25 protein-coding genes are annotated in these 25,365 nt (G+C 60.3%); 19 read left to right on the forward strand and 6 right to left on the reverse strand.

The window, feature by feature from the left end:
- Nucleotides 1-16 precede the first annotated feature (16 nt).
- Nucleotides 17-1,198, forward strand: coding sequence for a CaiB/BaiF CoA transferase family protein (locus K8B33_RS00625; protein ID WP_223422142.1), 1,182 nt, complete (start codon nucleotides 17-19; stop codon nucleotides 1,196-1,198).
- Nucleotides 1,199-1,359: 161 nt separating this feature from the next.
- Nucleotides 1,360-2,526: a hypothetical protein gene (locus K8B33_RS00630; protein WP_223422144.1), complete on the forward strand. Its 1,167-nt coding sequence runs from the start codon at nucleotides 1,360-1,362 to the stop codon at nucleotides 2,524-2,526.
- Between the two features lie 19 nt (nucleotides 2,527-2,545).
- On the opposite strand, the gene K8B33_RS00635 is transcribed toward K8B33_RS00630, so the two are convergent.
- The 3 genes from K8B33_RS00635 to K8B33_RS00645 all read right to left on the reverse strand — a co-directional run bounded on the left by K8B33_RS00635 (nucleotide 2,546) and on the right by K8B33_RS00645 (nucleotide 4,357).
- Nucleotides 2,546-3,223, reverse strand: coding sequence for a TIGR04211 family SH3 domain-containing protein (locus K8B33_RS00635; RefSeq protein WP_223422146.1), 678 nt, complete (start codon nucleotides 3,221-3,223; stop codon nucleotides 2,546-2,548).
- 107 nt (nucleotides 3,224-3,330) lie between these two features.
- Complete coding sequence (locus K8B33_RS00640) at nucleotides 3,331-3,630, reverse strand: YciI family protein (protein ID WP_223422148.1); 300 nt, start codon at nucleotides 3,628-3,630, stop codon at nucleotides 3,331-3,333.
- Nucleotides 3,608-4,357 (reverse strand): inner membrane-spanning protein YciB, encoded by a 750-nt coding sequence (locus K8B33_RS00645; protein WP_223422151.1) that lies wholly within the window; start codon nucleotides 4,355-4,357, stop codon nucleotides 3,608-3,610. The genes K8B33_RS00640 and K8B33_RS00645 overlap by 23 nt, the downstream gene beginning before the upstream one ends.
- A gap of 251 nt (nucleotides 4,358-4,608) precedes the next feature.
- Here K8B33_RS00645 and K8B33_RS00650 point away from each other — a divergent pair, with 251 nt between their 5' ends.
- The 6 genes from K8B33_RS00650 (at nucleotide 4,609) to rluB (ending at nucleotide 10,140) form a co-directional block, all read left to right on the forward strand.
- Nucleotides 4,609-5,466 carry a PHP domain-containing protein gene (locus K8B33_RS00650; protein ID WP_223422153.1) on the forward strand — a complete coding sequence of 286 codons (858 nt, stop codon included), beginning with the start codon at nucleotides 4,609-4,611 and terminating at the stop codon, nucleotides 5,464-5,466.
- Nucleotides 5,467-5,485: 19 nt separating this feature from the next.
- A complete protein-coding gene (locus K8B33_RS00655; protein ID WP_223422155.1) occupies nucleotides 5,486-6,109 on the forward strand; it encodes an L-threonylcarbamoyladenylate synthase in 624 nt (207 codons plus the stop codon).
- Between the two features lie 177 nt (nucleotides 6,110-6,286).
- Nucleotides 6,287-7,501: a tryptophan--tRNA ligase gene (locus K8B33_RS00660; RefSeq protein WP_223422157.1), complete on the forward strand. Its 1,215-nt coding sequence runs from the start codon at nucleotides 6,287-6,289 to the stop codon at nucleotides 7,499-7,501.
- 16 nt (nucleotides 7,502-7,517) lie between these two features.
- Nucleotides 7,518-8,417 (forward strand): segregation and condensation protein A, encoded by a 900-nt coding sequence (locus K8B33_RS00665; RefSeq protein ID WP_396020952.1) that lies wholly within the window; start codon nucleotides 7,518-7,520, stop codon nucleotides 8,415-8,417.
- 30 nt (nucleotides 8,418-8,447) lie between these two features.
- Entirely contained in the window at nucleotides 8,448-9,305 is an 858-nt protein-coding gene (gene scpB / locus K8B33_RS00670; protein ID WP_223422159.1) for an SMC-Scp complex subunit ScpB, read from the forward strand.
- Nucleotides 9,298-10,140: a 23S rRNA pseudouridine(2605) synthase RluB gene (gene rluB, locus K8B33_RS00675; RefSeq protein WP_223422161.1), complete on the forward strand. Its 843-nt coding sequence runs from the start codon at nucleotides 9,298-9,300 to the stop codon at nucleotides 10,138-10,140. Before scpB ends, rluB begins: the two co-directional genes overlap by 8 nt.
- A gap of 105 nt (nucleotides 10,141-10,245) precedes the next feature.
- Here rluB and K8B33_RS00680 read toward each other — a convergent pair whose 3' ends face one another.
- On the reverse strand, nucleotides 10,246-11,262 hold the full coding sequence (locus K8B33_RS00680) for an OmpA family protein (protein ID WP_223422162.1): 1,017 nt from the start codon (nucleotides 11,260-11,262) through the stop codon (nucleotides 10,246-10,248).
- 335 nt (nucleotides 11,263-11,597) lie between these two features.
- Nucleotides 11,598-12,317: a 16S rRNA (uracil(1498)-N(3))-methyltransferase gene (locus K8B33_RS00685; RefSeq protein WP_223422164.1), complete on the reverse strand. Its 720-nt coding sequence runs from the start codon at nucleotides 12,315-12,317 to the stop codon at nucleotides 11,598-11,600.
- 235 nt (nucleotides 12,318-12,552) lie between these two features.
- Here K8B33_RS00685 and K8B33_RS00690 point away from each other — a divergent pair, with 235 nt between their 5' ends.
- The 7 genes from K8B33_RS00690 to K8B33_RS00720 all read left to right on the forward strand — a co-directional run bounded on the left by K8B33_RS00690 (nucleotide 12,553) and on the right by K8B33_RS00720 (nucleotide 16,831).
- On the forward strand, nucleotides 12,553-13,395 hold the full coding sequence (locus K8B33_RS00690; protein WP_223422167.1) for an AAA family ATPase: 843 nt from the start codon (nucleotides 12,553-12,555) through the stop codon (nucleotides 13,393-13,395).
- 5 nt (nucleotides 13,396-13,400) lie between these two features.
- Nucleotides 13,401-14,579 (forward strand): vWA domain-containing protein, encoded by a 1,179-nt coding sequence (locus K8B33_RS00695; RefSeq protein WP_223422169.1) that lies wholly within the window; start codon nucleotides 13,401-13,403, stop codon nucleotides 14,577-14,579.
- A 240-nt stretch (nucleotides 14,580-14,819) separates the two neighbouring features.
- On the forward strand, nucleotides 14,820-15,107 hold the full coding sequence (locus K8B33_RS00700) for a DUF883 family protein (protein ID WP_223422171.1): 288 nt from the start codon (nucleotides 14,820-14,822) through the stop codon (nucleotides 15,105-15,107).
- Between the two features lie 39 nt (nucleotides 15,108-15,146).
- Nucleotides 15,147-15,752, forward strand: coding sequence for a phage holin family protein (locus K8B33_RS00705; RefSeq protein WP_223422173.1), 606 nt, complete (start codon nucleotides 15,147-15,149; stop codon nucleotides 15,750-15,752).
- Nucleotides 15,712-16,011, forward strand: coding sequence for a hypothetical protein (locus tag K8B33_RS00710; RefSeq protein WP_223422175.1), 300 nt, complete (start codon nucleotides 15,712-15,714; stop codon nucleotides 16,009-16,011). The genes K8B33_RS00705 and K8B33_RS00710 overlap by 41 nt, the downstream gene beginning before the upstream one ends.
- 82 nt (nucleotides 16,012-16,093) lie before the next feature.
- Nucleotides 16,094-16,384, forward strand: coding sequence for a sll1863 family stress response protein (locus tag K8B33_RS00715; RefSeq protein ID WP_223422177.1), 291 nt, complete (start codon nucleotides 16,094-16,096; stop codon nucleotides 16,382-16,384).
- Nucleotides 16,385-16,495: 111 nt separating this feature from the next.
- Nucleotides 16,496-16,831 carry a hypothetical protein gene (locus tag K8B33_RS00720; protein ID WP_223422179.1) on the forward strand — a complete coding sequence of 112 codons (336 nt, stop codon included), beginning with the start codon at nucleotides 16,496-16,498 and terminating at the stop codon, nucleotides 16,829-16,831.
- Nucleotides 16,832-16,850: 19 nt separating this feature from the next.
- Here K8B33_RS00720 and K8B33_RS00725 read toward each other — a convergent pair whose 3' ends face one another.
- Nucleotides 16,851-17,828 carry an alpha/beta fold hydrolase gene (locus tag K8B33_RS00725; RefSeq protein ID WP_223422181.1) on the reverse strand — a complete coding sequence of 326 codons (978 nt, stop codon included), beginning with the start codon at nucleotides 17,826-17,828 and terminating at the stop codon, nucleotides 16,851-16,853.
- A gap of 88 nt (nucleotides 17,829-17,916) precedes the next feature.
- On the opposite strand from K8B33_RS00725, the gene K8B33_RS16170 reads away from it, so the two are divergent.
- The 4 genes from K8B33_RS16170 (at nucleotide 17,917) to K8B33_RS00745 (ending at nucleotide 25,220) form a co-directional block, all read left to right on the forward strand.
- Nucleotides 17,917-19,716, forward strand: a complete 1,800-nt coding sequence (locus tag K8B33_RS16170; protein WP_223422183.1) for a M61 family metallopeptidase — start codon at nucleotides 17,917-17,919, stop codon at nucleotides 19,714-19,716.
- Between the two features lie 22 nt (nucleotides 19,717-19,738).
- Nucleotides 19,739-23,587, forward strand: coding sequence for an ATP-dependent RNA helicase HrpA (hrpA, locus tag K8B33_RS00735; RefSeq protein WP_223422186.1), 3,849 nt, complete (start codon nucleotides 19,739-19,741; stop codon nucleotides 23,585-23,587).
- A gap of 118 nt (nucleotides 23,588-23,705) precedes the next feature.
- Nucleotides 23,706-24,836 (forward strand): beta-ketoacyl-ACP synthase III, encoded by a 1,131-nt coding sequence (locus K8B33_RS00740; protein ID WP_223422188.1) that lies wholly within the window; start codon nucleotides 23,706-23,708, stop codon nucleotides 24,834-24,836.
- Between the two features lie 174 nt (nucleotides 24,837-25,010).
- Nucleotides 25,011-25,220: a hypothetical protein gene (locus tag K8B33_RS00745; protein ID WP_223422190.1), complete on the forward strand. Its 210-nt coding sequence runs from the start codon at nucleotides 25,011-25,013 to the stop codon at nucleotides 25,218-25,220.
- Nucleotides 25,221-25,365 lie beyond the last annotated feature (145 nt).

Here is a 25,365-nt window from a genome sequence, read left to right on the forward strand (position 1 = left end):
TGGTGAGGCGTTATTTATGGCGGGTCCACTTTCCTCTCTCAAAGTACTTGATTTCAGTGCCCTGTTGCCGGGGCCGTTTGGAACGCTGATTCTGGCCGATCTGGGGGCGGATGTGCTGCGGGTGGAGTCGCCCACCCGGCCGGATATGGTGCGCATGCTGCCGCCCATGGATCAGGGCATTTCAGCGGTGCATGGCTATTTGAACCGATCCAAGCGTTCCCTGGGGGTCGATCTCAAGAAGCCGGAAGGCGTGGCGGTGATCAAGCAGCTGGTGAAGGATTACGACATCGTCGTCGAACAGTTCCGGCCTGGCGTCATGGCTCGCCTCGGTGTGGGGTATGAAGACCTGCGGGCGATCAACCCCGGGCTTATCTACTGCTCCATCACCGGGTACGGGCAGGACGGCCCGTACCGGGATCGGGCCGGCCATGACCTCAATTATCTGGCGGTGGCCGGTATGGCAGCCTACAACGGTCGGCGGGCGTCCGGGCCAGCGCCCATGGCATTCCAGACGGCAGATGTGGCGGGCGGTTCATGCCACGCAGTGATGGGCATTCTTGCGGCGGTGATCCATCGTCAGCAGACCGGTGAGGGGCAGCATATCGACATCTCCATGACGGATGCGGCATTCAGCCTGCACGCGCTGACGGCACCGGCGGCGCTGCTGGCGGGTGAAGATCCGGCACTGGAGCGGACCCAGCTCAATGGCGGGTCTTTCTATGACTGCTATGAAACCCGGGACGGCCGCTGGTTTTCGGTGGCGGGTATCGAGCCGCAGTTCTTCATGCAATTCTGCCAGGCCATCGGGCGGCCTCAGCTGGCCGGGCGCGGGCTGGCCATGGCGCCGGACATCGTTGCCGAGGTGAAGGGCGAGATTGCTGCGGCACTGAAAGAGAAGGACTACGACGAGTGGCTGGCCATTTTCGCCAGCATTGATGCGTGCGTTGAGCCGGTGCTGAGTCTGTCGGAGGCCTGTGAGCATCCCCAGCTACAGGCGCGCAAGATGCTGGTAGACGTCCCCGCAAGTGGCGGGGCGGCACAGCGTCAGGTCGCGTCACCGTTCAAATTCTCGGCAACACAGCCGGGTTACCGGTTTACGGGTGCGGCGCTTGGCGCCCACACGGCAGAAGTGCTCGCGGAACAGGGCTTCAGTGAGGAGGACATTGCCGCCTTGCGCAAGGGCGGTGCCATCCTGTGAAAGTCCGCAGATTTTGCAATCGCACGCTGGCCCCTCTGCGGTAGCGCGGCTATGCTCGCAAAAACAGGTGCGGGTAAGCAGTCGTGTCGGATTCGTCGGGAACAGCAGTATCAGGGGGGTTATTGCGTTCAGGAAGCGCTCGTTTGCCAACGAGCGTTCTGATGGCCCTGGTCATGCTATGCGCGACGTCGTTTCTGGTCGCGCAGACCGCGGCGGCCTCTGATAACACATCCTCGACGGACAACGCCTCACCGGAGGCTCAGGATGAACGGCCTGCTTACTGGGGGCCGGACTGGGCGGATGAAGAGCCGGACGACGAATCGGCCGACGCCGATGCACCGTTGCAAGATCCGGAGGGCTGGCACAGAGAGGCTGACGGCAGCATTGTCCTGGACATTGATGAGAAGAGTGGGCAGGCCTATCGGGTGCCGGATGATTGTGAGCCCTGGTCTACCGAAGGCATGCGTTGGGTGGATCGCACCCATTACAGTTTTTCCCGCGGGTTTTGCTGGCCGACGCGGTGGTTCGATGGCGTATTCGGTGATGCGGACGATCAGGACCGGGAGAGTGTCGGCACTTCGGTTCGTATCGTAGGCGCGCAGCTGCTGCAGGAAGATGGCGACCACAGTAGTGATGTGCGGTTCCGGGTGCGGGCTCATCTGCCGGGTGTCGAGCGCCGCTTGAGTCTGGTGTTTTCCAGTGAGCGGGATTTCGAGGATGACAATGCGGGTCTGCCGGGCGCGCCGGAAACCACCGGGCAGAGCGATGATAATGCATTTCGCGCCGGGCTGAACTGGGTGTTGTCTGCCGCAGAGAATTCCGATCTGGATATGGATATCGGCCTGCGTTCCAACTTCAAGACGTTCTGGCGGACACGCTATCGGGTCAATCATCCGCTGTCGGAGAACTGGTCATCGCGGTTTACTGAAACCATAGACTGGCGCGACACGCGGGGCTTCAGATCTCGTTCAGTGCTGGATTTTGATCGTCCTGTGGGGCGGCACAGATTGTTTCGGCTTACCAGCTATGCGGAAGTCAGCAACGAGCTTGTTGACGAGGGGCGGCACTGGTTCTGGCAGCAGAGCGGGGCGCTCGGGATAGAGCTGACGAAACGCTCGGCTCTGCGTTATCTGGTCAGCGTTGAGGGCTATACCCGCCCGGAAACAAGAGTGGAGAATTACCGTAGCGGGGTGACCTACCGGCGCAATACCTGGCGCCCGTGGTTCTTCTACGAGATTGAACCTTATTTGCTCTGGCCTCGGGAGAGTCGATACCGCACCACTACCGGGGTAGTGCTGCGGATCGAAACCCAGTTCGGCATTCTCTGATGCGGCCTCTGACGTGGCGTTATACCCAGCTGGTGCGCTGACGGCTGCTCCGTGATTTGAAGTACCAGCCCAGCAGCATGCCGCCGAACACCGTCAGCAAGGCAAACATCCAGCCCCGGAACGTCTTGTCGTTACGCAACTGGGTATTCTCGGCACGGACCTGATCCAGTTCGGTGCGCAGCAGGCTCAGTTCCTCATTCAGTTGCCGGTTGGCCCGGTCGAGTCGCATCGGGTCGGCGGCAACTTCCTGCAATTTTTCCAGCTCTTCGCCACGCTGACTCAGATTCTGGTCCAGCTCCCGGGTGCGGCCCGCCAACTGATCCCGTTCGGCGGTCACTTCTGCAAGTTCGCTGCGGGCATTGGCCAGTTGTTGCTCCAGGCGCGTCACTGACTGCTGCGCCTGCTCCAGGCGCACCTGGGCGATGGGGCTGCGGCTCAGGTATTGCGTTTCCACCCAGCCTTCAGTATCGCCAGTGCGGATGCTGGCCCAGTCGGCACCCTGTTCCCATGCCAGAATCTCGACCCGGGTGCCGGTGCGCAGGCCCCGGTGCACGATGCGATAGTTGTTACCTGCCCCGGCACGCACCGGAACGAACAGGGTATCGCCGATCCAGCCGGTCTGGGCGTGGGCGGCCTGGGGCAGACTCAGGCCGAAACTCAGGATAATAACCAGACAAAGGGCAAGGCAGTGACGCATCGAATCATTCTCTCCATTGATACAGGGTGGGGCGGGTCGACCGTGATGGCGTATCCGGCGCGCAGTGTAGAAAAAAGCGGTTCTGACCGTTTGTGACGCACATCACATCAGGGGAGAACTTTACGAAATGGTTTTACCGTGACGCGCTGGTAAACACCGCTGGTGAGGTAGGGGTCTGCATCGGCCCAGCGTTGCGCAGCCTCCAGAGATTCGAACTCTGCGACCACCAGCGACCCGGTGAAGCCTGCCTCGCCCGGGTCCTCGCTGTCGATGGCGGGGTGTGGCCCCGCCAGCAGCAGGCGCCCGGCATCCCGCAGTGCCTCAAGGCGGGCCAGATGGTCTGGTCGTGCCTGCAGGCGTTGGGCCAGAGTATCTGGCTTGTCTTCACTGATGATCGCGTAAAACATGGGACTCCTTGTCGTTTTGAGGGTCGTTCTGAGGGCCGCTCTTACTGTCTTCCTGGCTGGCTGACGGCGCGATGTTGCCGGTCGTGGCGTCACCTGACGCGGCCGGGATATTCTCGGGGCTGTCGGGCGCTGCGGGTGCATCCCTGTCCTTGAACAGGCGAGCTCGCTCTTCCTCGGGCAGGATGGAATACACATAGCCGAACAGGCTGATATAGAAGACAAAGTTCAGGGCCGTGAAGCCGATGAGCTTGAAGTTTACCCAGAAATCGGTGCTGAACTGGTAGGCGACATAGATGTTCAAGGCGCCGAGAAAGGCAAAGTAGAGCACGAATGCGGCATTCAGCAGGGTCCACTGTCGCCTGGCGAGGGGAACGATATAGCCCAGCCCGCTGATCATCATCGCTTCACACATACGTTGCAGCAGGATGCGCTCGCGCAGGAACTGGCCAATCAGCAATACCGCAGCCAGCAGACCGTAAATGACGGTGGGCCGCCATTTGATGAACATGTCGTCACGCAGCAGCAAGGTCAGGCCGCCGAAAATCACGGTGACGACAAAGACCAGCAGGTGCATGCGCTCGACTTTGCGCCAGATCAGCCAGCCAGCACTGACCTGTATCAGGCAGGCAATGAGAATGCCCCAGGTTGCCAGGTAGATATCCCGCCCGCTAAGGAAGTAGAGGGCAAAAAACACCACCACGGGCAAGTAGTCGAACAACTTCTTCATGCCTGCTCCAGTCAGCAAGAGACGTCAGGGCCGGCAGTCCGCTCGAGCAGGATGCCAGAGGCGCGTTTTGCCTGTCGGCCGCCCCGGGTGCGATGCAGGGGCCTGACGTTGAGGGGCTCTAGTATAGGTGCGGGTGGCGGCCTCAGCCACCGCTGTGCGTGCTATTCGGGCGGCGGCGGGCTTTTGCTGGCAAAAAAGGGCGGTAGTGGGCTACTCTGCGCCCAATTAGCCACGTCATGACGGGATGCCACTTGCCTGAGATCTACGATTTTCATTGCCATAGCACCGCCTCGGACGGCGTTCTGTCGCCGTCGGAGCTGGTGCGCGCGGCGGCCGAGGCAGGCGTGCAGCAGTTGGCCATTACCGACCACGATACCCTGGCAGGGCTGCCGGAAGCGGCGCGGGCTGCTGCGGAGCATGGGCTGGAACTGGTGTCGGGCATTGAGCTCTCGGTGATCTGGTCGAAGCGTGAGATACACCTGGTCGGGCTGGGCATGGACACCAGCGCGCCGGCGTTGCAGACGCTGGTTGCCGCGCAGCAGCATGCCCGGGTAAACCGTGCCGAATTGATCGGCAAGCGCCTGGACAAGGCGGCAGGGCTGGCCAACAGCTATGGTCTCGCTGCTGACCTGGCCGGCACCGACGCCCCGGGCCGCCCCTGGTTTGCACGCATGTTGGTGGCGGCCGGCAAGGTGCGTGATGAGCAACATGCTTTCAATCGCTACCTCAAGGCAGGGCAATCGGCGTATGTCAGTACGCCCTGGGCGACGCTGAGTGATGCGGTGGCAGCCGTGCGAGAGGCAGGCGGCGTGCCGGTGGTGGCGCATCCGGTTCGTTACGGCATGACGCGCCGCAAGCTGCGCCAGCTGCTGGCAGACTTCTGTGAGGACGGTGGTCAGGCGATTGAAGTGGCCATGCCGCGTCTGAACGAGGCGCAGAAAGCGCTGTTGGGCGAGTGTTTGCGCGATTTCCCGCTGCATGCGTCCGGTGGCTCCGATTTCCATACTCCGGCGCAGAAGTGGCTGACGCTGGGGCGGCTGCCGGCGCTGCCGGAAGGCGCGCGGGCCGTCAGTGAGTTGTTTGGCCCCCACGCTGCAGTAGCGGCCTGAGCCCAGAGCAGGATATGTCATGACGCTGGTACTCCATATTCACCCGGAAACGCCGCAGCCCCGCCTGTTGAGACAGGCGGTGGATGTGCTGCGCAGCGGCGGCCTCATTGCCTATCCCACGGATACGACCTACGCCCTGGGCTGCAGTATCGGTGAGAAAGGTGCGCTGGAACGGCTGATTCGTCTGCGCCGACTGGATGACAAGCATCAGTTTTCGCTGTTGTGTGCAGATCTGTCGGTGCTGGCGCTGTACGCCAAGGTGGCCAATCCGGATTATCGTCTGCTGCGGGCGCATACCCCGGGGCCCTACACCTGGATACTGAAAGGCACCAGCGAGGTGCCGCGGCGCCTGATGCACCCGAAAAAGCGCAACATTGGTATACGGGTACCGGACCACGCCATCTGCCAGGGGCTGCTGGCGGAGCATGGCGAACCGATCATGACGTCGACACTGCTGCTGCCAGGGGATGAGTTTCCGCTGACAGATCCTGTGGATGTCCGCAACATTCTTGACGGCCAGGTGGACCTGATTATCGACGGCGGCTTCTGTGGCCTGACCGAGACGACGGTCATTTCGCTGGCCGAGGGTGACGGGCCTGAAGTGGTGCGTGAGGGGGCCGGTAGCCTGGACGGCATATTTTGACGAACAGCCTGACGAACAGCCTGGCCAGCGGCCTGGCGCGCCACTGATCCGGACAGCCTTGTCGTATCCTGTTGTTTTTTGCATTCCCTGCCATGGCGGGTTCGGTATTCGTGGATCAGATGTCCCGGGAGCCGGTATACTGCCGCACTTCTATCAAGTGGTTTTCAGGAGTCTGTTTTGAGTTCTGCGGTCTCATCCCAGCGCGTCTTGTCCGGCATGCGGCCTACTGGACGTCTTCATCTGGGGCATTATCACGGTGTGCTGAAAAACTGGGTGCGTCTCCAGCACGAGTACGAATGTTTCTTCTTCGTGGCTGACTGGCATGCACTGACCACCGAATACGAGCACCCGCAGAAGATTGAACAGGCGGTCTGGGACATGGTCGTGGACTGGCTGGCGGCCGGCGTCAATCCGGGTTCTTCCACGCTGTTCATTCAGTCGCGGGTGCCAGAGCATGCCGAGCTGCATCTCTTGCTCTCCATGATGACGCCGCTGGGCTGGCTGGAACGGGTGCCGACCTACAAGGACCAGCAGGAAAAGCTGAAAGAGAAAGATCTGGCAACCTATGGTTTCCTGGGATACCCGCTGCTGCAGTCCGCAGACATTCTGATGTACCGGGCCGGCATGGTGCCGGTGGGCGCGGATCAGGTGGCGCATGTAGAGATCACCCGCGAGGTGGCGCGCCGGTTCAATCATCTTTACGGTCGCGAGCCCGGCTTCGAGGAGGCGGTGGAAGCCGCAATCCGCAAGATGGGCAAGAAACAGTCGCGGATCTATCTGGATAATCGCCGCAAGTATCAGGAGCAGGGCGATGACAACGCCCTGGAAACCGCGCAGGCGCTGGTGATGGATCAGCAGAATATCACCCTGGGTGACCGTGAGCGTCTGCTTGGTGACCTTGAGGGCGGTGGCAAGGTGATTCTGCCCGAGCCGCAGGCGTTGTTGACCCCTGCGTCCAGAATGCCGGGGCTGGATGGTCAGAAAATGTCCAAATCCTATGGCAACTTCATCGGCCTGCGTGAAGAGCCGGATGAGGTGGACCAGAAGATTCGCCGGATGCCGACGGACCCCGCCCGGGTGCGCCGCAACGATCCCGGCACCCCGGAGAAATGCCCGGTGTGGGAGTTCCACAAGGTGTACTCGGACGATGCCACCTGTGCCTGGGTGCAGGAGGGCTGCACGACAGCGGGTATTGGCTGCCTGGATTGCAAGAAGCCGGTGATTGATGCCGTGCAGGCGGAGCTGGAGCCGATCCGTCGCCGGGCAGAGGAACATATGCGTAACCCCGATCTGGTGCGTACTATTGTGTCGGAAGGGTGTGAAGAAGCCCGCGAAGCGGCAAGGGCCACCCTGGATGAGGTACGGGCTGCCATGGGGCTGAACTACCGTTGACGAGCCAGGAGCGATGATGGACGACACGACAGACGTCGCGACCTTGCCGGACGCGGAAGCGCCCAGCGCTGACGCGGCGCCGTTCAATCCCAGGCAAAGCGAGATGCCCTTCGGGTTGATGTACGGGCAGGCGATCACCAAATTGCCGGACGACCTTTATATTCCCCCGGATGCCCTGGAGGTATTTCTGGAGGCGTTCGAGGGCCCGCTCGACCTGCTGCTCTATCTGATCAAGCGCCAGAACCTGGATATCCTGGATATCCCGGTGGCGCAGATCACAGCCCAGTACATGAAGTACGTGGAGCTGATGAAGGCATTGAATTTCGAGCTGGCGGCGGAATATCTGGTCATGGCCGCGTTGCTGGGCGAGATCAAATCCCGCAGCCTGCTGCCGCGTCCTGAGGCTGATGCCGAGGATGAGGCGGAGGACCCGCGCGCGGAACTGATTCGCCGCCTGCAGGAGTACGAACGCTTCAAGAAGGCGGCGGAAGATATCGACGCATTGCCGCGACTGGAGCGGGACATCTTTCCGGCGGCCGCCCGGCGTCCCGAGTACTCCCGGCCGCGGCCGGAGCCGGATCTCGACCTGCGCGAATTGTTGCTGGCGTTCCGTGATGTGCTGCATCGCGCGGACATGTTCGAGAGTCACCATGTGTCGCGGGAGAAATTATCGACCCGTGAGCGCATGGCGAACGTGCTGGACAGCCTCAAGGGGCGTGAATTCGTCCCCTTCGTGGCGTTGTTTCCCATGGAGGAGGGGCGTGGCGGCGTTGTCGTAACGTTCCTGGCGGTGCTTGAGCTGGTCAAGGAATCCCTGATCGAGCTGATTCAGAATGGCCCGTTTACCCCGATCCATGTCAAGGCACGGACGATCATTCTGGAAGAACATGACATTGACGACGAACCGGACAGATAAGCGCCGGACAGATAAAGGATAGGCAATCAGGTGGAAGCGGAGCAGATCAGGAAAATCGTCGAAGGCGCCATATTTGCAGCGGATGCGCCGCTGGATCGCGATGCCATGTTGATGCTGTTTGATGAAGGCGATCGCCCGGACAAGGCGGTGCTGGGCAAGGTGCTGGAGGAGCTCACTGAAAGCTATGCCGACAGAGGCATCGAGCTGAAGGAAGTGGCCTCCGGCTTCCGTTTTCAGGTGCGCCAGGAAATGGGGCCCTGGGTCAGTCGTCTGTGGCAGGAAAAAGCCCCCCGATACAGTCGGGCGATTCTGGAAACGCTGGCGTTGATGGCCTATCGGCAGCCGATCACCCGGGGCGAGATTGAGGAAATCCGGGGCGTGGCAGTGAGCAGCCACATTATCAGAACGCTGCTGGAGCGTGGCTGGGCTCGCGTTGTCGGGCATCGGGATGTGCCGGGTCGCCCGGCGATGTTCGCTACGACGCGGCAGTTTCTGGATTATTTTGACCTCAAGAGCCTTGAGGATCTGCCATCGCTGGCGGAGATCAAGGATCTGGACAAATTCAACGAAGAGCTGGCTCTGGATGATCAGGGTTCGGCTGAGACAGCAGGTACGGAGAATGTCGCGGCGGAGCACGCCGAGGCAGATGGCGTCGAGGGGGCGGCAGTTGAGCGCTCTGAAGAGGACGTCCCGCGTCAGGTGGGTATTGATATAATGTCTGCCGATGAACCGGAGATCGACGAGTCCACATTGATGGACATGGACAAGGTGGATGCGGTGCTGGCGGAATTTGATGCCCAGTATCGGCGGAAGCCTGCGTCGCCACAGGAGGCCATTGAAGCGGCGGAGGATTCCTCTACCGCTGGAGCCGATAGTCGAGATGAGTGAGAAAATACAGAAAGTCCTGGCCCGAGCCGGGCTGGGTTCGCGGCGTGAGCTGGAAACCTGGATCAGCGCCGGTCGGGTCTCCGTCAACGGCAAGATTGCCACGCTTGGTGATCGCGCCGAATCAGAGGATGTTATTCGCGTGGATGGACACGTCGTCCGCACCCCGGCACCGGAAGAAATGGTGCGCAGGGTCATCATGTATCACAAGCCCGCCGGGGAGGTGTGCTCGCGCAACGACCCCGAGGGACGGCCTACCGTATTTGACAATCTGCCGCGATTGAAGGGCATGCGTTGGGTGCAGGTGGGCAGGCTGGATATCAATACATCCGGTTTGCTGCTGTTCACTACTGACGGTGAGTTGGCGCATCGCCTGATGCATCCCTCCAACGGCTTTGTGCGTGAGTACGCGGTGCGTATTCATGGCGAGGTTACCCCGGAGAAGCGCAAGGCCATGCTTGACGGGGTCATGCTGGAAGACGGCATGTCGCGTTTCAAGAGCATTGGCGACGCGGGCGGGGCGGAAGAGGGGGCCAACCATTGGTACAAGGTGTCGCTGGTCGGTGGCAAGTACCGGGAAGTGCGCCGCCTGTTCGAATCCCAGGATCTGGAAGTGGCGCGTCTGATACGGGTGCGTTTCGGCAATATTCCGTTGCCCCCGCAGTTACGGCAAGGGCGCTGGATGGATCTGCCTCCTGAGCAGATGGGCGAGTTGGCGGGCAAGGTGGATCTCAAAGGCAAGCAGTATACGGGGCTTTATGGCCGTGCCCGTTTACGTACCCAGCGCTCGGGTGACAAGCCGCCACGCAAGCCACGCCGGAACCCTTATCGCCGGTGACGTATAAGCCGGGCAAGTACAAGCCCGGCAATGTAAAGCAAGACAGCAAGCATGAAAAAGGCCGGCTCAATTATGAGCCGGCCTTTTTTTACGCAGAGAGTTGAATTATCTGCGTTCTTCTACCGTACCGGTGATGATGGCTTCAACCCGACGGTTCTCGGCGCGACCTTCGCGGGTGCTGTTATCAGCAGTCGGCTCACGTTCGCCTTTGCCTACAACTTCCACACGATTTTCGGTAACGCCTTCGTCGACCAGCAGGCGCTTGGCAGCTTCAGCCCGGCGCTCGGACAGTCGCTGGTTGTACTCTTCCGGGCCCATGTTACAGGTGTGACCTTCGAGAGTGACGCGGGTTTGCGGATGCGCGCGCAGGAAGCGTGCCGCTTCGACCAGATCAGCACGATTGCTGTCGCTGATTGATGCATCGTCGAAGTCGAACGTGGCCTGGTGAGTCTCTTCAACCTGACGGCGTACCACTTGTGGTTGTGGTGCGGGCGCCGGTGCAGGTTGCTCGGCGCGCGGCTCCGGCTCGGGTTGGGACGCGGTACGAGCACCCAGCATCAGGTTGAGGCCGGCATAGACCTGACCATAGGTGTAATAACGGTCGTGGCTATAAGCGTGGCGTGTGCCAATATCCAGAGCCAGACGATCCTGAATCAGTGCGCGTTGAACCCCCAGCTCGACACCCGCCATCAGATCTTCTTCTGTGCGGTCGCCGGGTGCGCTACGCAGCTTCTGACGGTTCTCACCGACGTTGATACCCGCGTAGGGTTCGAAGCCGAACAGGCTGGTGTTGTGGAAGTGGTTCCGGAGGCTGACGTAGTAGGTGTTGTTGTCCAGCCGAACACCGGTGTTGTATTTGCTGTCCAGCTTGCCTTCAGCTTCTTCATAAGTAGCTTGCACAGACCAGGCGGGATTGAAGCGCCAGCCAATCTGACCACCGAAGAAGGTGTTGTTTTCGAGCCCGTCCGAGTTTGGTTCCCAGACTCTGTTTTCGTAAAAGAAGCTGTGGCTGGCGCGACCACCGATGTAGCCGTAACTGTCCGGCATGTTGCCACTGGCAACAGCGAAAGAGGAAGCGGTAAATGCTGGTATGCTCAGGATGGCTAGAAGACGCGAATTCATGTCAGCTCCTTGATGGTTATCTGAAATCCCAAAAATGCTTGAAGTTGCTCATTTGACTGCTTTTAAGAACGGCTTCTCTGATATTTTATCCGTACGCACGCAAGGTTTCAGTTTGCCCGGTGTATGCATTTGGTAATGCATTGGTGGTGAAAAGTATCTCGCTGAGGTCTGCGCCGTTCCATGAAGCACATCTTTTTCGCAAATGATTTGTTTGGCAGTAATCTCAATATGCGAGAGTAGTGTGGGTTATTGCTGCGGTAGCGTAAATATGGCGGGAGAAAACAAAATAGAATATTACAATCCGCACATCGACGATTCGCATCCGCGAGGCGCTTTCAGGGCAGGGCGACGATGCGACTGATCAATGCTGGAACAGCCGTTTCAACCCGGAGTAATCGACGCCCCAGTGAAAACCCTGTGAAGCCTGCCAGCAGAAACATTTCTGACTCATAGGGCGTCCAGCCTCCCTCAGGTCCAATGGCAAGGGTGACGGGTTCATGGCCGGGCGCTTGAGAGAGGAGTGGAGGCGCGCCGGGATGTCCGATCAGGCAGCGACTATTTGCGCTCAGCGATGGCAGTGTATCTTCCAGGAAAGGGCGGAAACGCCTGGCCAGAATCAATTCAGGGAGCACGGTGTCCCCGGCCTGCTCCAGCCCGAGTATCAACTTCTGCCGCAGCTGCTCCTGCTTGAGCTCGGGGGTTTGCCAGTAACTTTTATCGACCTTGTAGCTATTGAGCAGAACGATGCGCTTGACGCCGAGGCTCGTCGCGTCAATCAGGATGCGTCTGAGCATCTTCGGGCGCGGCAGGCCGAGTACCAGGGTCAGTGGCAGCGGTTGGGGTGGCGGGGTCCGGGGCGTGAATCTGAGGGTAATAGCTATGCCGTCATCGTGCTCCAGTGCCGCGGGGCCGGTATCGCCGTCGAGCAGGCCCGCCATGAGCGAGTCGCCGGGTTGCAGGACCCGTATCTGCCTGATGTGTTGCGCACGCCGATCCGAGATGCGCCAGAGGTCATCGTGGAGGTGGTCGTCGGGGGTCAGCAGCAGCAGGTTCATGGTGCGGATTGTCCCACAGCGCTGGCCTACAGCGCGAGCGGCAGTGGCGGCGGCAGGCCCCGCAGACGGGTTGACCTGACTGCTCAGTCTCATGGCCGTATTGCCCTTGTCACAGAGTCTGGGGTTGCTAGAGTAGTACCCTTGTCCAACAGGCAGCCAATGACTTACAGACCGGTGCGCCGGGTAGATCAGCTTGCAGCAACTTGCCGTTAACGTCCGTAGTGGAGAAAGACAAATGCAGTTTCAGGGTACCGACCAGTACGTCGCCACCGACGATCTGAAAATGGCGGTAAACGCCGCGATAGCCCTCCAGCGGCCCCTCCTGATCAAGGGGGAGCCAGGAACAGGCAAGACATTGCTGGCCGAACAGGTTGCCGAGTCGCTGGGGTTGCGGCTGTTGAGCTGGAATATCAAGTCCACTACCAAGGCCCAGCAAGGGCTGTACGAGTACGATGCAGTGTCCCGTTTGCGGGATTCGCAGCTGGGCTCCGGCGGTGTTGAAGACGTCAGCAACTACATCAAGAAGGGCAAGCTGTGGGAGGCATTCACAGCGGACGAGCAGGTTGTGCTGCTGATTGACGAGATCGACAAGGCCGATATCGAATTCCCGAACGACCTGCTGCAGGAACTCGACCGCATGGAGTTCTACGTTTACGAGACCCAGCAGCTGGTCAAGGCAGTGCGACGCCCGATCGTGATCATCACGTCCAACAACGAGAAAGAGCTGCCAGACGCCTTTCTGCGTCGCTGCTTCTTCCACTACATCAATTTCCCGGATGCGGCGACCATGATGCGCATCATTGATGTGCATTATCCGGACATCAAGCAAAGCCTGGTCAAGGAAGCGATGGAGATCTTTTTTGATCTGCGCAAGGTGCCAGGGCTGAAGAAGAAGCCCTCCACGTCAGAGCTGATCGACTGGCTGAAGTTGTTGCTGGCAGATGACATCCCCGAGGATGTACTGCGTAACCGGGATACCAGAAAAGCCATTCCGCCCTTGTACGGCGCATTGGTGAAGAACGAGGCTGACGTGCAGTTGCTGGAGCGACTGGCCTTCATGTCCCGGCGTGAGGGGTAACGGCTGTGCTGGTCCGGTTTTTTGACACGTTGCGTGAGTATCGGGTCCCGGTCACGCTAAGGGAGCTTCTGGATCTCCATGCCGCCATGGGTGAGCACCTGGCGTTTGGCAGCGTGGATGATTTCTATATGTTGTCGCGGGCGGTGATGGTCAAGGATGAAAAGTACTATGACCGCTTCGACCGGGCGTTTGAGTTCTATTTCAAAGGCCTTGAGAGCATTGATCCCGACTGGTTTTCCAAGGCAATCCCGGAGGAGTGGCTGCGCAAGCAACTGGAGAAGAACCTCTCTCCTGAGGAGCTTGATGCGCTTCAGAAAATGGGCAGCCTGGAGAAACTGCTCGACGAATTTCGCAAGCGCATGGAGGAGCAGCACAAACGGCACCAGGGTGGTAACAAGATGGTAGGCACCGGTGGTACCTCGCCGTACGGCGGGCACGGTGCCAACCCGGAAGGTATCCGGCTGACAGGCGAATCCCGCAACAAACGTGCGGTCAAGGTCTGGGAAAAGCGGGAATACCGCAATCTGGATGATTCCGCCGAGCTGGGAGTGCGCAATATCAAGCTGGCCTTGCGTCGACTGCGCAAGTTCGCCCGCACTGGCCGCGCAGAAGAACTGGACCTGGACGATACCATCCGCTCCACGGCGCGCAATGCGGGGCTGCTCGATATTCGCATGCGGCCGGAAGAAGAGAATCGCGTCAAGGTGCTGCTGTTTTTCGATGTGGGTGGCTCCATGGACCCCTATGTCCGCACCTGCGAAGAGCTTTTTTCTGCGGCACGTACTGAATTCAAGCATATGGAATATTTCTATTTCCATAATTTCATCTATGAATATGTCTGGAAGGATAATCGCCGGCGCTGGGATGAAAAGACCGCGACCTGGGATCTGCTGCATAAATATGCCTCGGACTATCGTGTGATTATCATCGGGGATGCGGCGATGAGCCCTTATGAGATCAACTCGGTGGGCGGCAGCGTCGAACACTGGAATGACGAACCCGGTGCGGTCTGGGTGCAACGTATTGTGGAAACCTTCGACAAGGTTGCCTGGTTGAATCCGGAGCCCCAGCGTGGCTGGGATATGACGACTTCCACGGTATGGACCAAGCAGTTGGTGGACCACCATATGTATCCGCTGACCATCAAGGGGCTTGAGGATGCCATGCGCTACCTCAGTCGCTGACTGACCGTCAGGCCGCAGCCGCCCTGGCGTGCGGTCAGCCTCTCCAACAGAGGACTCCACAGAGGCCTCCGCAAGGGCCTCCATACCCGCCTCTTTACAGTGTTTTACCGGTGCTTTGTCGATATATCCCTTTTCGTCCGCGGAAGGGGTATGTTTGTATGGACGTGTAGCGGGACAGTGCGAATCACGGAATGGATTATTCACTGAATGAACGCATCATTTCATAAGGAGGCACACATCATGGCCAAAGGAAATACAACTCATCATCAGACCACGGACCGCGTGGCCGAGTCCTTGCATGGCGCTGTCGACACAGCGGCAGCTCGCGCAGCAACGACAGAAGAGCGCTTGCGTCAGGAGGCAGCTCACGCCAGCGAACGACTGCGGCATGGGTCAGAGTATGCACGAAGCCGTACCGAGGAGCTGGCGGGCAATGTCACCGGCTATGTCAGAGAGAATCCTCTGATGGCACTGGGTCTGGCATTTGCTGCGGGCACGCTGTTCTCGGCACTGACTCGTCGCCGTTGAAGTCGGTCACTGCTGAAGCCCAAGGGCCGAGGGGTATGAATGGTACAGACCGAAAGAGAGCCGGAACGGCCACGGTCCGCACAAGATAACGATCCGGTGGCACCCGCAGCCGGGGAAGGGCCGGATGGCGCACTGCCCGATGCAGGAGATGATCAGGGCGAGCGCGGCCCGAGCGGAACCGGCAGCGACTTTCGTCAGTTGGGGAAAGACGCTTCCGGTCTCGCCCGGGATATGCTGGCGCTTTTTGTCGCCGAGCTGCGCCTCAGTCTGTCCACAATACTGGTGATGATAGCGCTTGCTGCCATGAGCGGGCTTCTGGTGGCAGGCGCATTCATTTTTCTGGGTGGCAGTGCTGCCTGGATGCTGGTCACGACAGGCCTCGCGAGCCCTGTGATTGCCGGTTTGTTGCTGGTCGTTTTTCTGCTGACGCTGACCGGGTTGGCCTACATCTGGACGCGACGCCTGAGCAAGGATCTGATGTTCAGGGGCACGCGTAATGCAATGCTTGCGCTGACGACATTGCGCTGGACGCTGCCCGAGGAGGAGCAAGGTGATAATCAAACAGATTCAGGACCGACACCGGGCCGAGGCGGCGCTGCAGAGAGTGCTGGACCGCAGAACGGTACTCAACGTTCACCTGATTGATACGCGGCGTAAATGGTATCCGCGTATAGCCAGACCGGAATGGCTGCCGGTGGCGTTTGTGGCCGGATTCGGGTTCGAGCGGCTGTTGCCGCGCCGTCATCTGTTGCGTGAGGCCAGCGCCATGCTCGCCGACATGATTCGCTTTGAGCAGCTTGGGCGAAATTTCATGACCATGCTCTCGCAAGATCGCCGTGTGTATCGCCCGCCAGGTACAGCGTCGCAGCCAGCTGAAGGCGCCACGGAATCAGAACAGGTTTAACCTCTTTTAACTGCCGATGGCTTGAGACGTCAGCTTAAATACCTAAGCTTTCGGTGGATCGTTCACTTACAGGAGGTTCTATATGTCAGCCCGTCAGGATTATATCGACAAGCTCAAGACCAAACTGGACGAGTGGGACAAGGAAATCGACAAGCTCGAGATCAAGGCACGGCAATCCAACGAGGACCTGCGACATCAGTGGGAAAAGCGAAAGCTTGATCTGCAGGAGAAGCGCCAGGATCTGAGTAGCCGCCTGGAAAAGCTGCGCAACAGCGCGGATGACACATGGGGCGATCTGAAGAAGAACATGGATGAAACCTGGGATTCTGTCTCCCGGGGTATCAAGGATATGAAGGACAAGCTGTTCGGCTGAGCCCCTGACGTGTCCTGGCGGGTGCCGGGGCACGTCAAACAGCTGTACATATGGACAGTTGTTTCGTTATAGTAGCCCTGTCAGTTCGGAGCACCAGGACAGGGAGTTCTTATGCAAACCACAGCACGCTATCCACAAGCGCTTTGCGCAAGTACCCGCGGCGCGGGTGCCAGTTACGCTCACTTCAGTGGTCGACCTCTTCGTGAAAGCCCGTTTGTGGCCCGTTCTCCACAGGGCTGCTATCAGACACGCCTCAGAGAAACCCTGACACTCTCGATCGAGCAGCTGGAGTATCTCGAGATGCTCAATGCCGCCATCGTCGATGCGCTGGAGCAGTCATCCGGCAGCGATGCCGGGGTGCGAAGAGCACTGGTGCTGGCAAAGCTGGCCCGAAGCCAGGCGCAGTATTGGCATGCGCTTTTTCAGGAGGATCAGGAGCGCGCCTGACATTGCCTGGCCGGCCGGTTCAGTTTGCGGGCGCGGCAATGACATCATCCAGCCATCCGCGCAGGGTGGCGTGTACTTCTGCGCGACAGTAGTCGTTCAGGATTTCATGCCGCGCACCGGGGAACTCGGTGAACCGTATGACGGCACTGCCTGTTCGCTGCAGTGCCTTGTACAACCCTTGCATGCCCTTGCCGTGCCGGCTCATGGGGTCGCTGTCACCGGCAATGAGCAGTATGGGCAGCGCTGCCGGCAGACGGCGCAAGTTGGCGGGTGCATGAGCACGGATCAGGCCGCCCATCAGATCGCACCAGAGTTGGGTGGTGCAGTCGAAACCACAGGCAGGGTCCTTGATGTAGGCGCTGACCTCGTCGCTGTCGCGGCTGAGCCAGTCAAAGTCCGTGTGTCGCGCCTTCAGCGTCCTGGCCCAGGCATCGAACGTCATGCCACGAATCAGGGGGCTGGTGCCGCGAGGCCCTCTTCGGCGGCGTTCAAACAGTATGGGCAGTCTTGCGAGACGGTAGAACCAGCCGGGGCTGTAATCACTGCCGCAGAGTATCAACCCGGCAAGGGACGTATCCTGGTCGCTGGCATGCTGCTCTGCCCACGCCAGCGCCGTGAAGCTGCCCATGGAGTGTCCGCCCAGTACATGCGGCAAAGCCGGGTATTGCTCACGCAACCAGTGCTGCACGCAACTGATGTCTCCCAGCACGCTTTGCCAGCCACCGAGATCGGCAAAATGCCCCTGGGGGCAGTTTGCAGAGACGCTTTCACCGTGTCCTCTGTGATCGTGCACACAGACATGCCACCCCCCGGCATTCAAGGCCGCTGCGAGCGAGGCGTAGCGGCCACTGTGTTCTGCCATGCCATGCAGCCAGTGGATTACGCCGCACGGAACGGCTGCGGTGGGCCAGAGGCGCACGGTGATCTCGTGCCCGTCTTTGGCAGTGACCCGCTTCACTACAGGGTCTGATGCGGACAATGATGCAGAACTTGGCATGGTGCCTCCTGGATGGGCATGGGTTCTCCTGAAACACGCAGGCAGACCTGTATACTATGGCTTTCCTGTGCAGTAAACCGGAGCACCTGTGATTCAGTATCGTATCCAGCCCCTGCGCCCAGAAGCGCATCTGTTTGTCATCGAAATAGTTGTTGCGGAACCCACTCCCGAAGGGCAGGCCTTCGCAATGCCGGCCTGGATTCCCGGCAGCTATATGATCCGTGATTTTGCGCGTCATGTAGTCAGCTTTCGTGCCAGCGCGGCCGATGCTCCGGTGTCCTGGGCGAAGCTGGACAAGCAGACCTGGCAGCTGGCGCCCGTCAAGGGCCCGATCATGGTGCGCATTGAAGTGTATGCCCGGGACCTGTCGGTACGTGGCGCTTACCTGGATCTGCAGCGGGGCTATTTTAACGGCAGCTGTGTGTTTCCTGCGGCGAAAGGGCACGAGGATCTGCCCTGTGAAATGACGGTTATTGCTCCCGAGCACCCGCAGTGCAGCGGATGGCAACTGGCAACCGGCATGCCCAGAGTCAGCGGCCCGGCGCTGGGGTTCGGCACTTTCGTGACGGAAAACTATGATGCACTGATCGATTACCCGGTGGAGATGGGGCGTTTCGAGCATGCCACGTTCGAAGCCTGCGGCGTGCCCCATCAGGTTGTCATCAGTGGCCGCCATCAGACCGATATGGCACGGCTTTGCCGAGACTTGAAGCCGATCTGTGAAGAGCATATCCGTCTGTTCGGCGAGCCCGCGCCGGTGGAGGACTATATGTTCATGACGCTGGTGACCGGGGATGGATATGGCGGGCTTGAGCACCGCAACTCCACCAGCCTCATGTGCGCCCGCAATGATCTGCCGCGACGCACCGATGCGCCTGACAGCCTCAGAGACGGGTACCGGACTTATCTCGGGCTTTGTAGCCACGAGTACTTTCACACCTGGAATATCAAGCGCATCAAACCGGAAGCCTTCACGCCATTTGATCTGAGCCAGGAGGTCTATACCGAGCTGCTCTGGGCGTTCGAGGGCATCACCAGTTATTACGACGATCTCGCGCTGGTGCGCACGGGACTGATTACCCCGCAAGCCTATCTTGAGCTGGTGGGTCAGACATTGACACGGGTGCAGCGGGGCAGTGGTACAGACAAACAGACGGTGACCGAATCCAGTTTTGATGCCTGGACCCGGTTTTACAAACAGGATGAGAACGCGCCCAACGCCATCGTCAGTTATTACGCCAAGGGCGCACTGATCGCGCTGGCGCTGGACCTGACCCTGCGAGACATGACCGGCGAGAAAAAATCGCTGGATGACCTGATGCGGATGCTCTGGCGTCGCTACGGCCAGCGCGGAGTAGGCCTGCCCGAGCAAGGCATTCGCATGTTGTCGGAAGAGCTGGTCCAGCAGCCGATGTCCGACTTCTTTGATCTGGCGCTTTACAGCACGGATCCTTTGCCGCTGGCTGATCTGCTGGCAAAGCGAGGGGTGCAGTTGCAGTGGCGTTCTCCTGCGGGACATGCCGACACCGGTGGCAAGCCGGCAACCCGGGCGCCTGTGTATCTGGGCATGCGGCTCGCGGAAGACCCCATGGGCGCACGCATCCAGGTAGCCCATGATCAGGGCGCAGCCATGGCCGCCGGCTTGTCGGCGGGTGATGTGATTGTTGCCCTGGACGGGCTGAAAACGGACGCGCGGCGTTTTGATGAACAACTGGCGGCGTACCAGCCGGGTGAACGTATTCGCATCCATGCCTTCCGTGGTGACGAGCTGTTACAGCATGAGGTCCTGCTCAGTGTTGGTGAACCCGATACAGCCGTGTTGACGCTTGAGGGAGACACCCTGAACGAGGCGGCGAAGCTGTGGCTGCGTTACCCCGATGGCAAGTGAGGCACGTGAGTCGAATACCGGCATGACGACGGATCTTCCCCATCTCAAGCGTGCACTAAGCGCGACCTTGAGTCGCGACCGGCCACGTTTGCAGCGTCGCCTGCAACAGCTGGAGAAGCGTTTTGATGCGGGGCAGGCCAGCAAGCTGGCAGCGGCTATCGCCGCGTCGGCCGAGCATCTGGCGCGTCGCCAGGCGCTTCCGGTGGTGTTGAGCTGGCCGGATCTGCCGGTGGTGCAGTGCCTGGACCAGCTGGAAGCAGCTATCAGCGCGCATCAGGTGGTGGTTGTGGCCGGGGAGACCGGGTCCGGCAAGACGACGCAGCTGCCCAAGCTGTGCCTGAAACTGGGGCGCGGGCGTGCCGGCATGATCGGTCATACCCAGCCCCGCAGGCTGGCAGCGCGGGCGGTGGCAACCCGTCTGGCAGAAGAATTGCAGACGCGGGTCGGCGAGCAGGTTGGCGTCAAGGTGCGTTTTCAGGAGCAACTCAGCGAGCAGAGCCTGATCAAGGTGATGACCGACGGCATGTTGCTGGCAGAAATGCAGCAGGATCGCGCGCTGGATCAGTACGACACCCTGATTATCGACGAAGCGCATGAGCGCAGCCTGAATATCGATTTTCTGCTTGGCTACCTGCGGCAACTGTTGCCAAAGCGCCCGGATCTCAAGGTCATCATCACCTCCGCGACCATTGATCACGAGCGTTTTGCCGCGCACTTCCGGCAGGCTCCGGTCATCGAAGTGTCCGGGCGCACCTACCCGGTGGAAGTGCGATACCGTGACAGTGCTGAAGAGGGCGAACGGGATCTGCGTCAGGATGTGGAGGCCGTGCTGCGTGACATCGAGCGCGAAGAACGCGGCCAGGTGCCGCCGGCCCGGGATGTGCTGGTGTTTCTCAGCGGTGAGCGGGATATTCGCGAACTGCATCATCATCTTCGCCGTTGTAATTTCCGTGACACGGAATTTCTGCCCTTGTATGCGCGCCTGAGTCAGCAGGAACAGCACAAGGTATTCACGGCCCATCGCGGGCGTCGGGTCGTGTTGACCACGAACGTGGCAGAAACTTCCCTGACGGTGCCCGGTGTGCGTTATGTCATTGACGCCGGGACTGCCCGCATCAGCCGTTACAGCGTGCACTCCAAAGTGCAGCGCCTGCCCATCGAGCCCGTGTCCCGCGCCAGCGCCGACCAGCGCAAGGGGCGCAGTGGCCGTGTGATGCCGGGCATCTGCTATCGCCTGTATAGCGAGGCGGATTATCTCGGACGCCCGGCATTTACCGACCCGGAAATCCGCCGCACGAATCTCGCCGCTGTGATTTTGCAGATGGCGGATTTGCGTCTTGGCGATGTCGAAAAATTTCCCTTTATCGATGCACCGGATGGCCGTCTGGTGCGCGATGGTTACCGTTTGCTCGAAGAGTTGGGCGCGATCAGCGGGCGCACCCTGACGACGGTCGGGCGGCAGCTGGCGCGCTTCCCGCTGGACCCGCGCCTGGGCCGCATGCTGCTGCGAGCCGTGGATCATGGCGCGCTGGAGGAAGTGCTGATCATTGTCTCGGCGCTGGCCGTGCAGGACCCCCGTGAGCGCCCCCATGAACTCCAGCAGCAGGCAGACCAGGCGCATCAGCCGTTTGTCGACAAGCAGTCGGACTTCCTGTTTTTCGTGCGGCTCTGGCGCTGGGCCGAAATACAGCGCGAAGAGTTGGGCCGCAATCAGTACGAGAAACTGCTGAAGAAAACCTTCCTGTCGCCGACGCGCATGCGCGAATGGCGTGATACGCACCGGCAACTGTTGTTGCTGTGCCGCGAAATGCGCTGGGCTCGCAATACCGTGGAGGCCAGCTATACCGCGATTCATCAATCGCTGCTGTGCGGTCTGCTCGGGCAGGTGATGTTCAGAACAGACGAAGGAGAGTGGCTGTCCACGCGCAATCGCAAGCCGGTGATCTGGCCCGGCTCGGCCCTGTCGAAAAGCAAGGCGCGCTGGCTGATGGCCGCAGAAATGGTAGATACCAGCCGCCTGTTTGCCCGCTGTGTGGCCCAGATCGAACCCGAGTGGATCGAACAGGAAGGTGCACACCTGGTGAAGCGAAAATATGTCGAGCCTTACTGGTCGAAAAAGCAGGGCGCGGTGCAGGCCAAAGAGCAGGTGAATCTGTTCGGTTTGCTGCTGGTCGCCGGTCGCAGGGTGCATTACGGCCCGCATGATCCGGTATTGGCCAGGGAGATGCTGATCCGCGAAGGGCTGGTGGCCGGGGCGCTGCCCCGCGAACCTGATTTTGTGGCGGCCAATCGCGCGTTGCGCGAGGAGCTGGAGGCTTACGAGCACAAGCTCCGACGTCGGGATCTGCTGGCTGATGAGGACACCTGCGTTGCTTTCTATGACGCCCGTCTGCCGGACAAGGATCTGTACACGCTGCGGCATCTTGAAACCTGGTACCGGCGCAAGGCGGATGCGGCGCAACGCCAGGCCTTGCACATGACCAGAGAGGACCTGCTGGTACGGGTGCCGGATATGGCTGCAGATGCATTTCCGGATGACCTGCTGTGCGGTGACCTGCGTCTGCCGCTGGAGTACAGCTTTGATCCCACCGGTAGCCGCGATGGCATGACGGTTTGCGTGCCGGCGGAGGTGCTGAACCAGGTCTCTGCCGAGCGTCTGGAATGGCTGGTTCCCGGTCTGTTGCCGGACAAGCTGGAGGCGTTGATTCGTGGGCTGCCGAAGGCGCGACGACGGCATTTCGTCCCGGTGCCGGACTATGTGCGGGCGCTGATGGAGGTGCTGGTGCCGGGTGACGGACCGCTGCTGCCGGTGGTGATCCGCGAGCTGGCCCGGATCACCGGCGTGCGCGTCGAGATCGAGGAATGGCAGCCGGCAGCGCTGCCACCGCACCTGCAATGCCATATCCGCGTGATCCAGGGCGAGCGGGTACTGGCGGAGGGGCGAGATCTGGTGGCCTTGCAGGCCCGGTTTGCTGAACACGCTGTGGCTGCCGTCGGAGCAGAGCAAGGGGCGGACCCGTTATCCGGGACTGACTGGGTTTTCGATACGTTGCCTGCCGTGGAAGAACGCGACCGTGGCGGGGTCGTCATGCGGGCCTGGCCAGCGCTCGAGGACCGTGGTCGTGAGGTGGCGGCCATCCTGTGCTCGAGCAGTGATGAGGCCGCCTGGGTGCATGGCTGGGGTGTGGCGCGTCTGTTGTTGCTGCGTCAGGGCGAGCAGGTGCGTTTGCTCAAGCGTTTCGCGGGCCAACAAGCCGGTTTTCAGAAGATGGCAGCGGAGAAGTCGGCGCTGGGACGTAGCGTGCTGGACGATGCCTTGCTGCGCTGCGCCCGTGATCATTTCCCCGCGGCCGCCTCGGTGCGTGACGAGGCCGCCTTTCGGGCGTGCCTGCAACAGGGGCGTGGCGATTTCGTGGCCGTGGCGGAGCAGCGCCTGGCGGAGTGGGGGCGCTTGCTGGCGGAGTATCGGGCAATTGCCGTGAAGCTGGAGAAGCACTTCCCGTTGGCCTGGGCGCATGCCCATCGGGACATCAAGACCCAGCTGGCAGGCTTGTTCTTTCCCGGTTTCCTGCAGCAGGTGCCGGCGCAATGGCTAGCCGAGTATCCCCGTTATATCAGTGCGCTGGCCCACCGGCTTGACCGTCTCGGCGGGCAGTTGGGGCGCGACCGCACCGTGGTGGCCGAACTGGACGTGTTGCAGGCACAGCTGAGCACCCGGAGTGGCGACAAGCCGCTGTGGCAGTGGCCTGAACCGCTGGCACACTACCGCTGGATGCTGGAGGAGTATCGGGTCAGCCTGTTTGCCCAGCAACTGGGCACGCAGCTGCCGGTCTCTGCCAAACGTCTGCGTCAGCAATGGGAAGCCTGCTGAGTGGCTGAGTCGACGGTGTCTTTGCCTATCGCCGCCGTAACCGCGATAATCCGTGGCTTGAGACCTTCTTTTTGCCAGTCGGGGCACCGGCTGGCCTTTTCGATGCGAGGACAGGGCAGTGACACAGCGGGCAGTGGTTATCAGCGGGACCGGTTTGTGGACCCCGGAAGAGTTCATCACCAACGAGGAACTGGTGGTGTCCTACAACAGCTATGTAGAGCTGTATAACAGCCGCAACGCGGCGGACATCGAAGCGGGCACCCTGCAACCCCTGCAACCGTCAAGCGCCGAGTTTATCGAGAAGGCGTCGGGGATTCGTCAGCGCTATGTGCTGAACAAGGACGGTGTACTGGACCCCGAGCGGATGGCGCCGCATATCGCCGAACGCAGCGATGATGAGATGTCCGTGCAGGCCGAAATGGGGGTGCGCGCGATCCATCGGGCGCTGGAGAGTGCCGGGCGCACACCGGCAGACGTGGACGCCGTGCTGGTCGCGTGCTCCAACCTGCAGCGACCTTATCCCGCCATGGCCATCGAGATACAGCACTACCTGGGCATGGAAAAGGGCTGGGGTTACGACATGAACGTGGCGTGCTCTGCGGCGACGTTCGGCCTGCAGGCGGCGGTGGATGCGATTCGTACCGGCAGTGCTCGCTGTGTCGTGGTGGTGAACCCGGAAATCTGTTCGGCGCATCTGGCCTGGGAAGATCGTGACTGTCACTTTATTTTCGGTGATGTGGCCACGGCGCTGGTACTGGAGGCGCGGGAGGATGCAACGTCCGGCAATCAGTGGGAAGTGCTGGGTACTCGCTTGCAAACAAAGTTCTCCAATAATATCCGCAATAATTTCGGCTTCCTCAACAGAGCAGATGAATCCGGCGTCGGCGCGCGTGACAAACTGTTCCGTCAGGAAGGGCGCAAGGTCTTCAAGGATGTGTGTCCGATGGTGGCCGAGCAGATCAGCAGCCATATCAGCGATCTGGGTATGACCTCGGATGCGCTCAGCCGCATGTGGCTGCATCAGGCCAATCTGGGCATGAACGAGTTTATTTCCCGCCGTGTGCTCGGGCGCCCGGCCACTCGTGAAGAGGCACCGGTTATTCTGGATGAATACGCCAATACCAGTTCTGCCGGCTCCATTATTGCCTTTCACAAATACAATCAGGACCTGAAAGCCGGTGATCGCGGTGTTATCTGCTCATTTGGGGCGGGCTACTCCATTGGTAGCGTGGTGCTGGAGAAGCTGTGAGCCAGAAAGCGCGCTGGCGCACGTCAGAATGTGAACCTGTTCCGCGGAATATTAAACGCGTGTAAAACATCGGCCGTTTCCATGCTGCTTCTGGAACATCGTGGTGTTGCCAATGACGAAAACCATGCAACCCACAATTCATTTGGCATACCGTCAATTGAGAGGAGAAGCACCATGGATATCAAAAAGCTGAACCCGTTCGCTGCCATTGCCGCCATCGCCTTCCTGGTTGGCGCCATGTTTGCTCCGGCCACCCACGCGGCGGTCGCTTCCGATAATGGCGCACAGGGCCCGACCAGCTATCAGGCTGAGCAGGGCTGGGATACCGGTGAAGATGAAACCGAAGACGATGACGAAGAAGGGACGCAGCAGCCGGGCTGGTAAGCGCGCTGTATTGATTACAAGGACGTAAGAAGCAAAAAGCCCGGTACAGCCGGGCTTTTTGCTGTTTACACACCCTTCACGGTATGCACACCGGTGTGCTGGGACAGTATTTACCTGCAACTGCCGTCGGAGTAGTGTGCAGTAT

Source organism: Alcanivorax limicola, assembly GCF_019931215.1.
In the GTDB taxonomy this organism is placed as follows: domain Bacteria; phylum Pseudomonadota; class Gammaproteobacteria; order Pseudomonadales; family Alcanivoracaceae; genus Isoalcanivorax; species Isoalcanivorax limicola.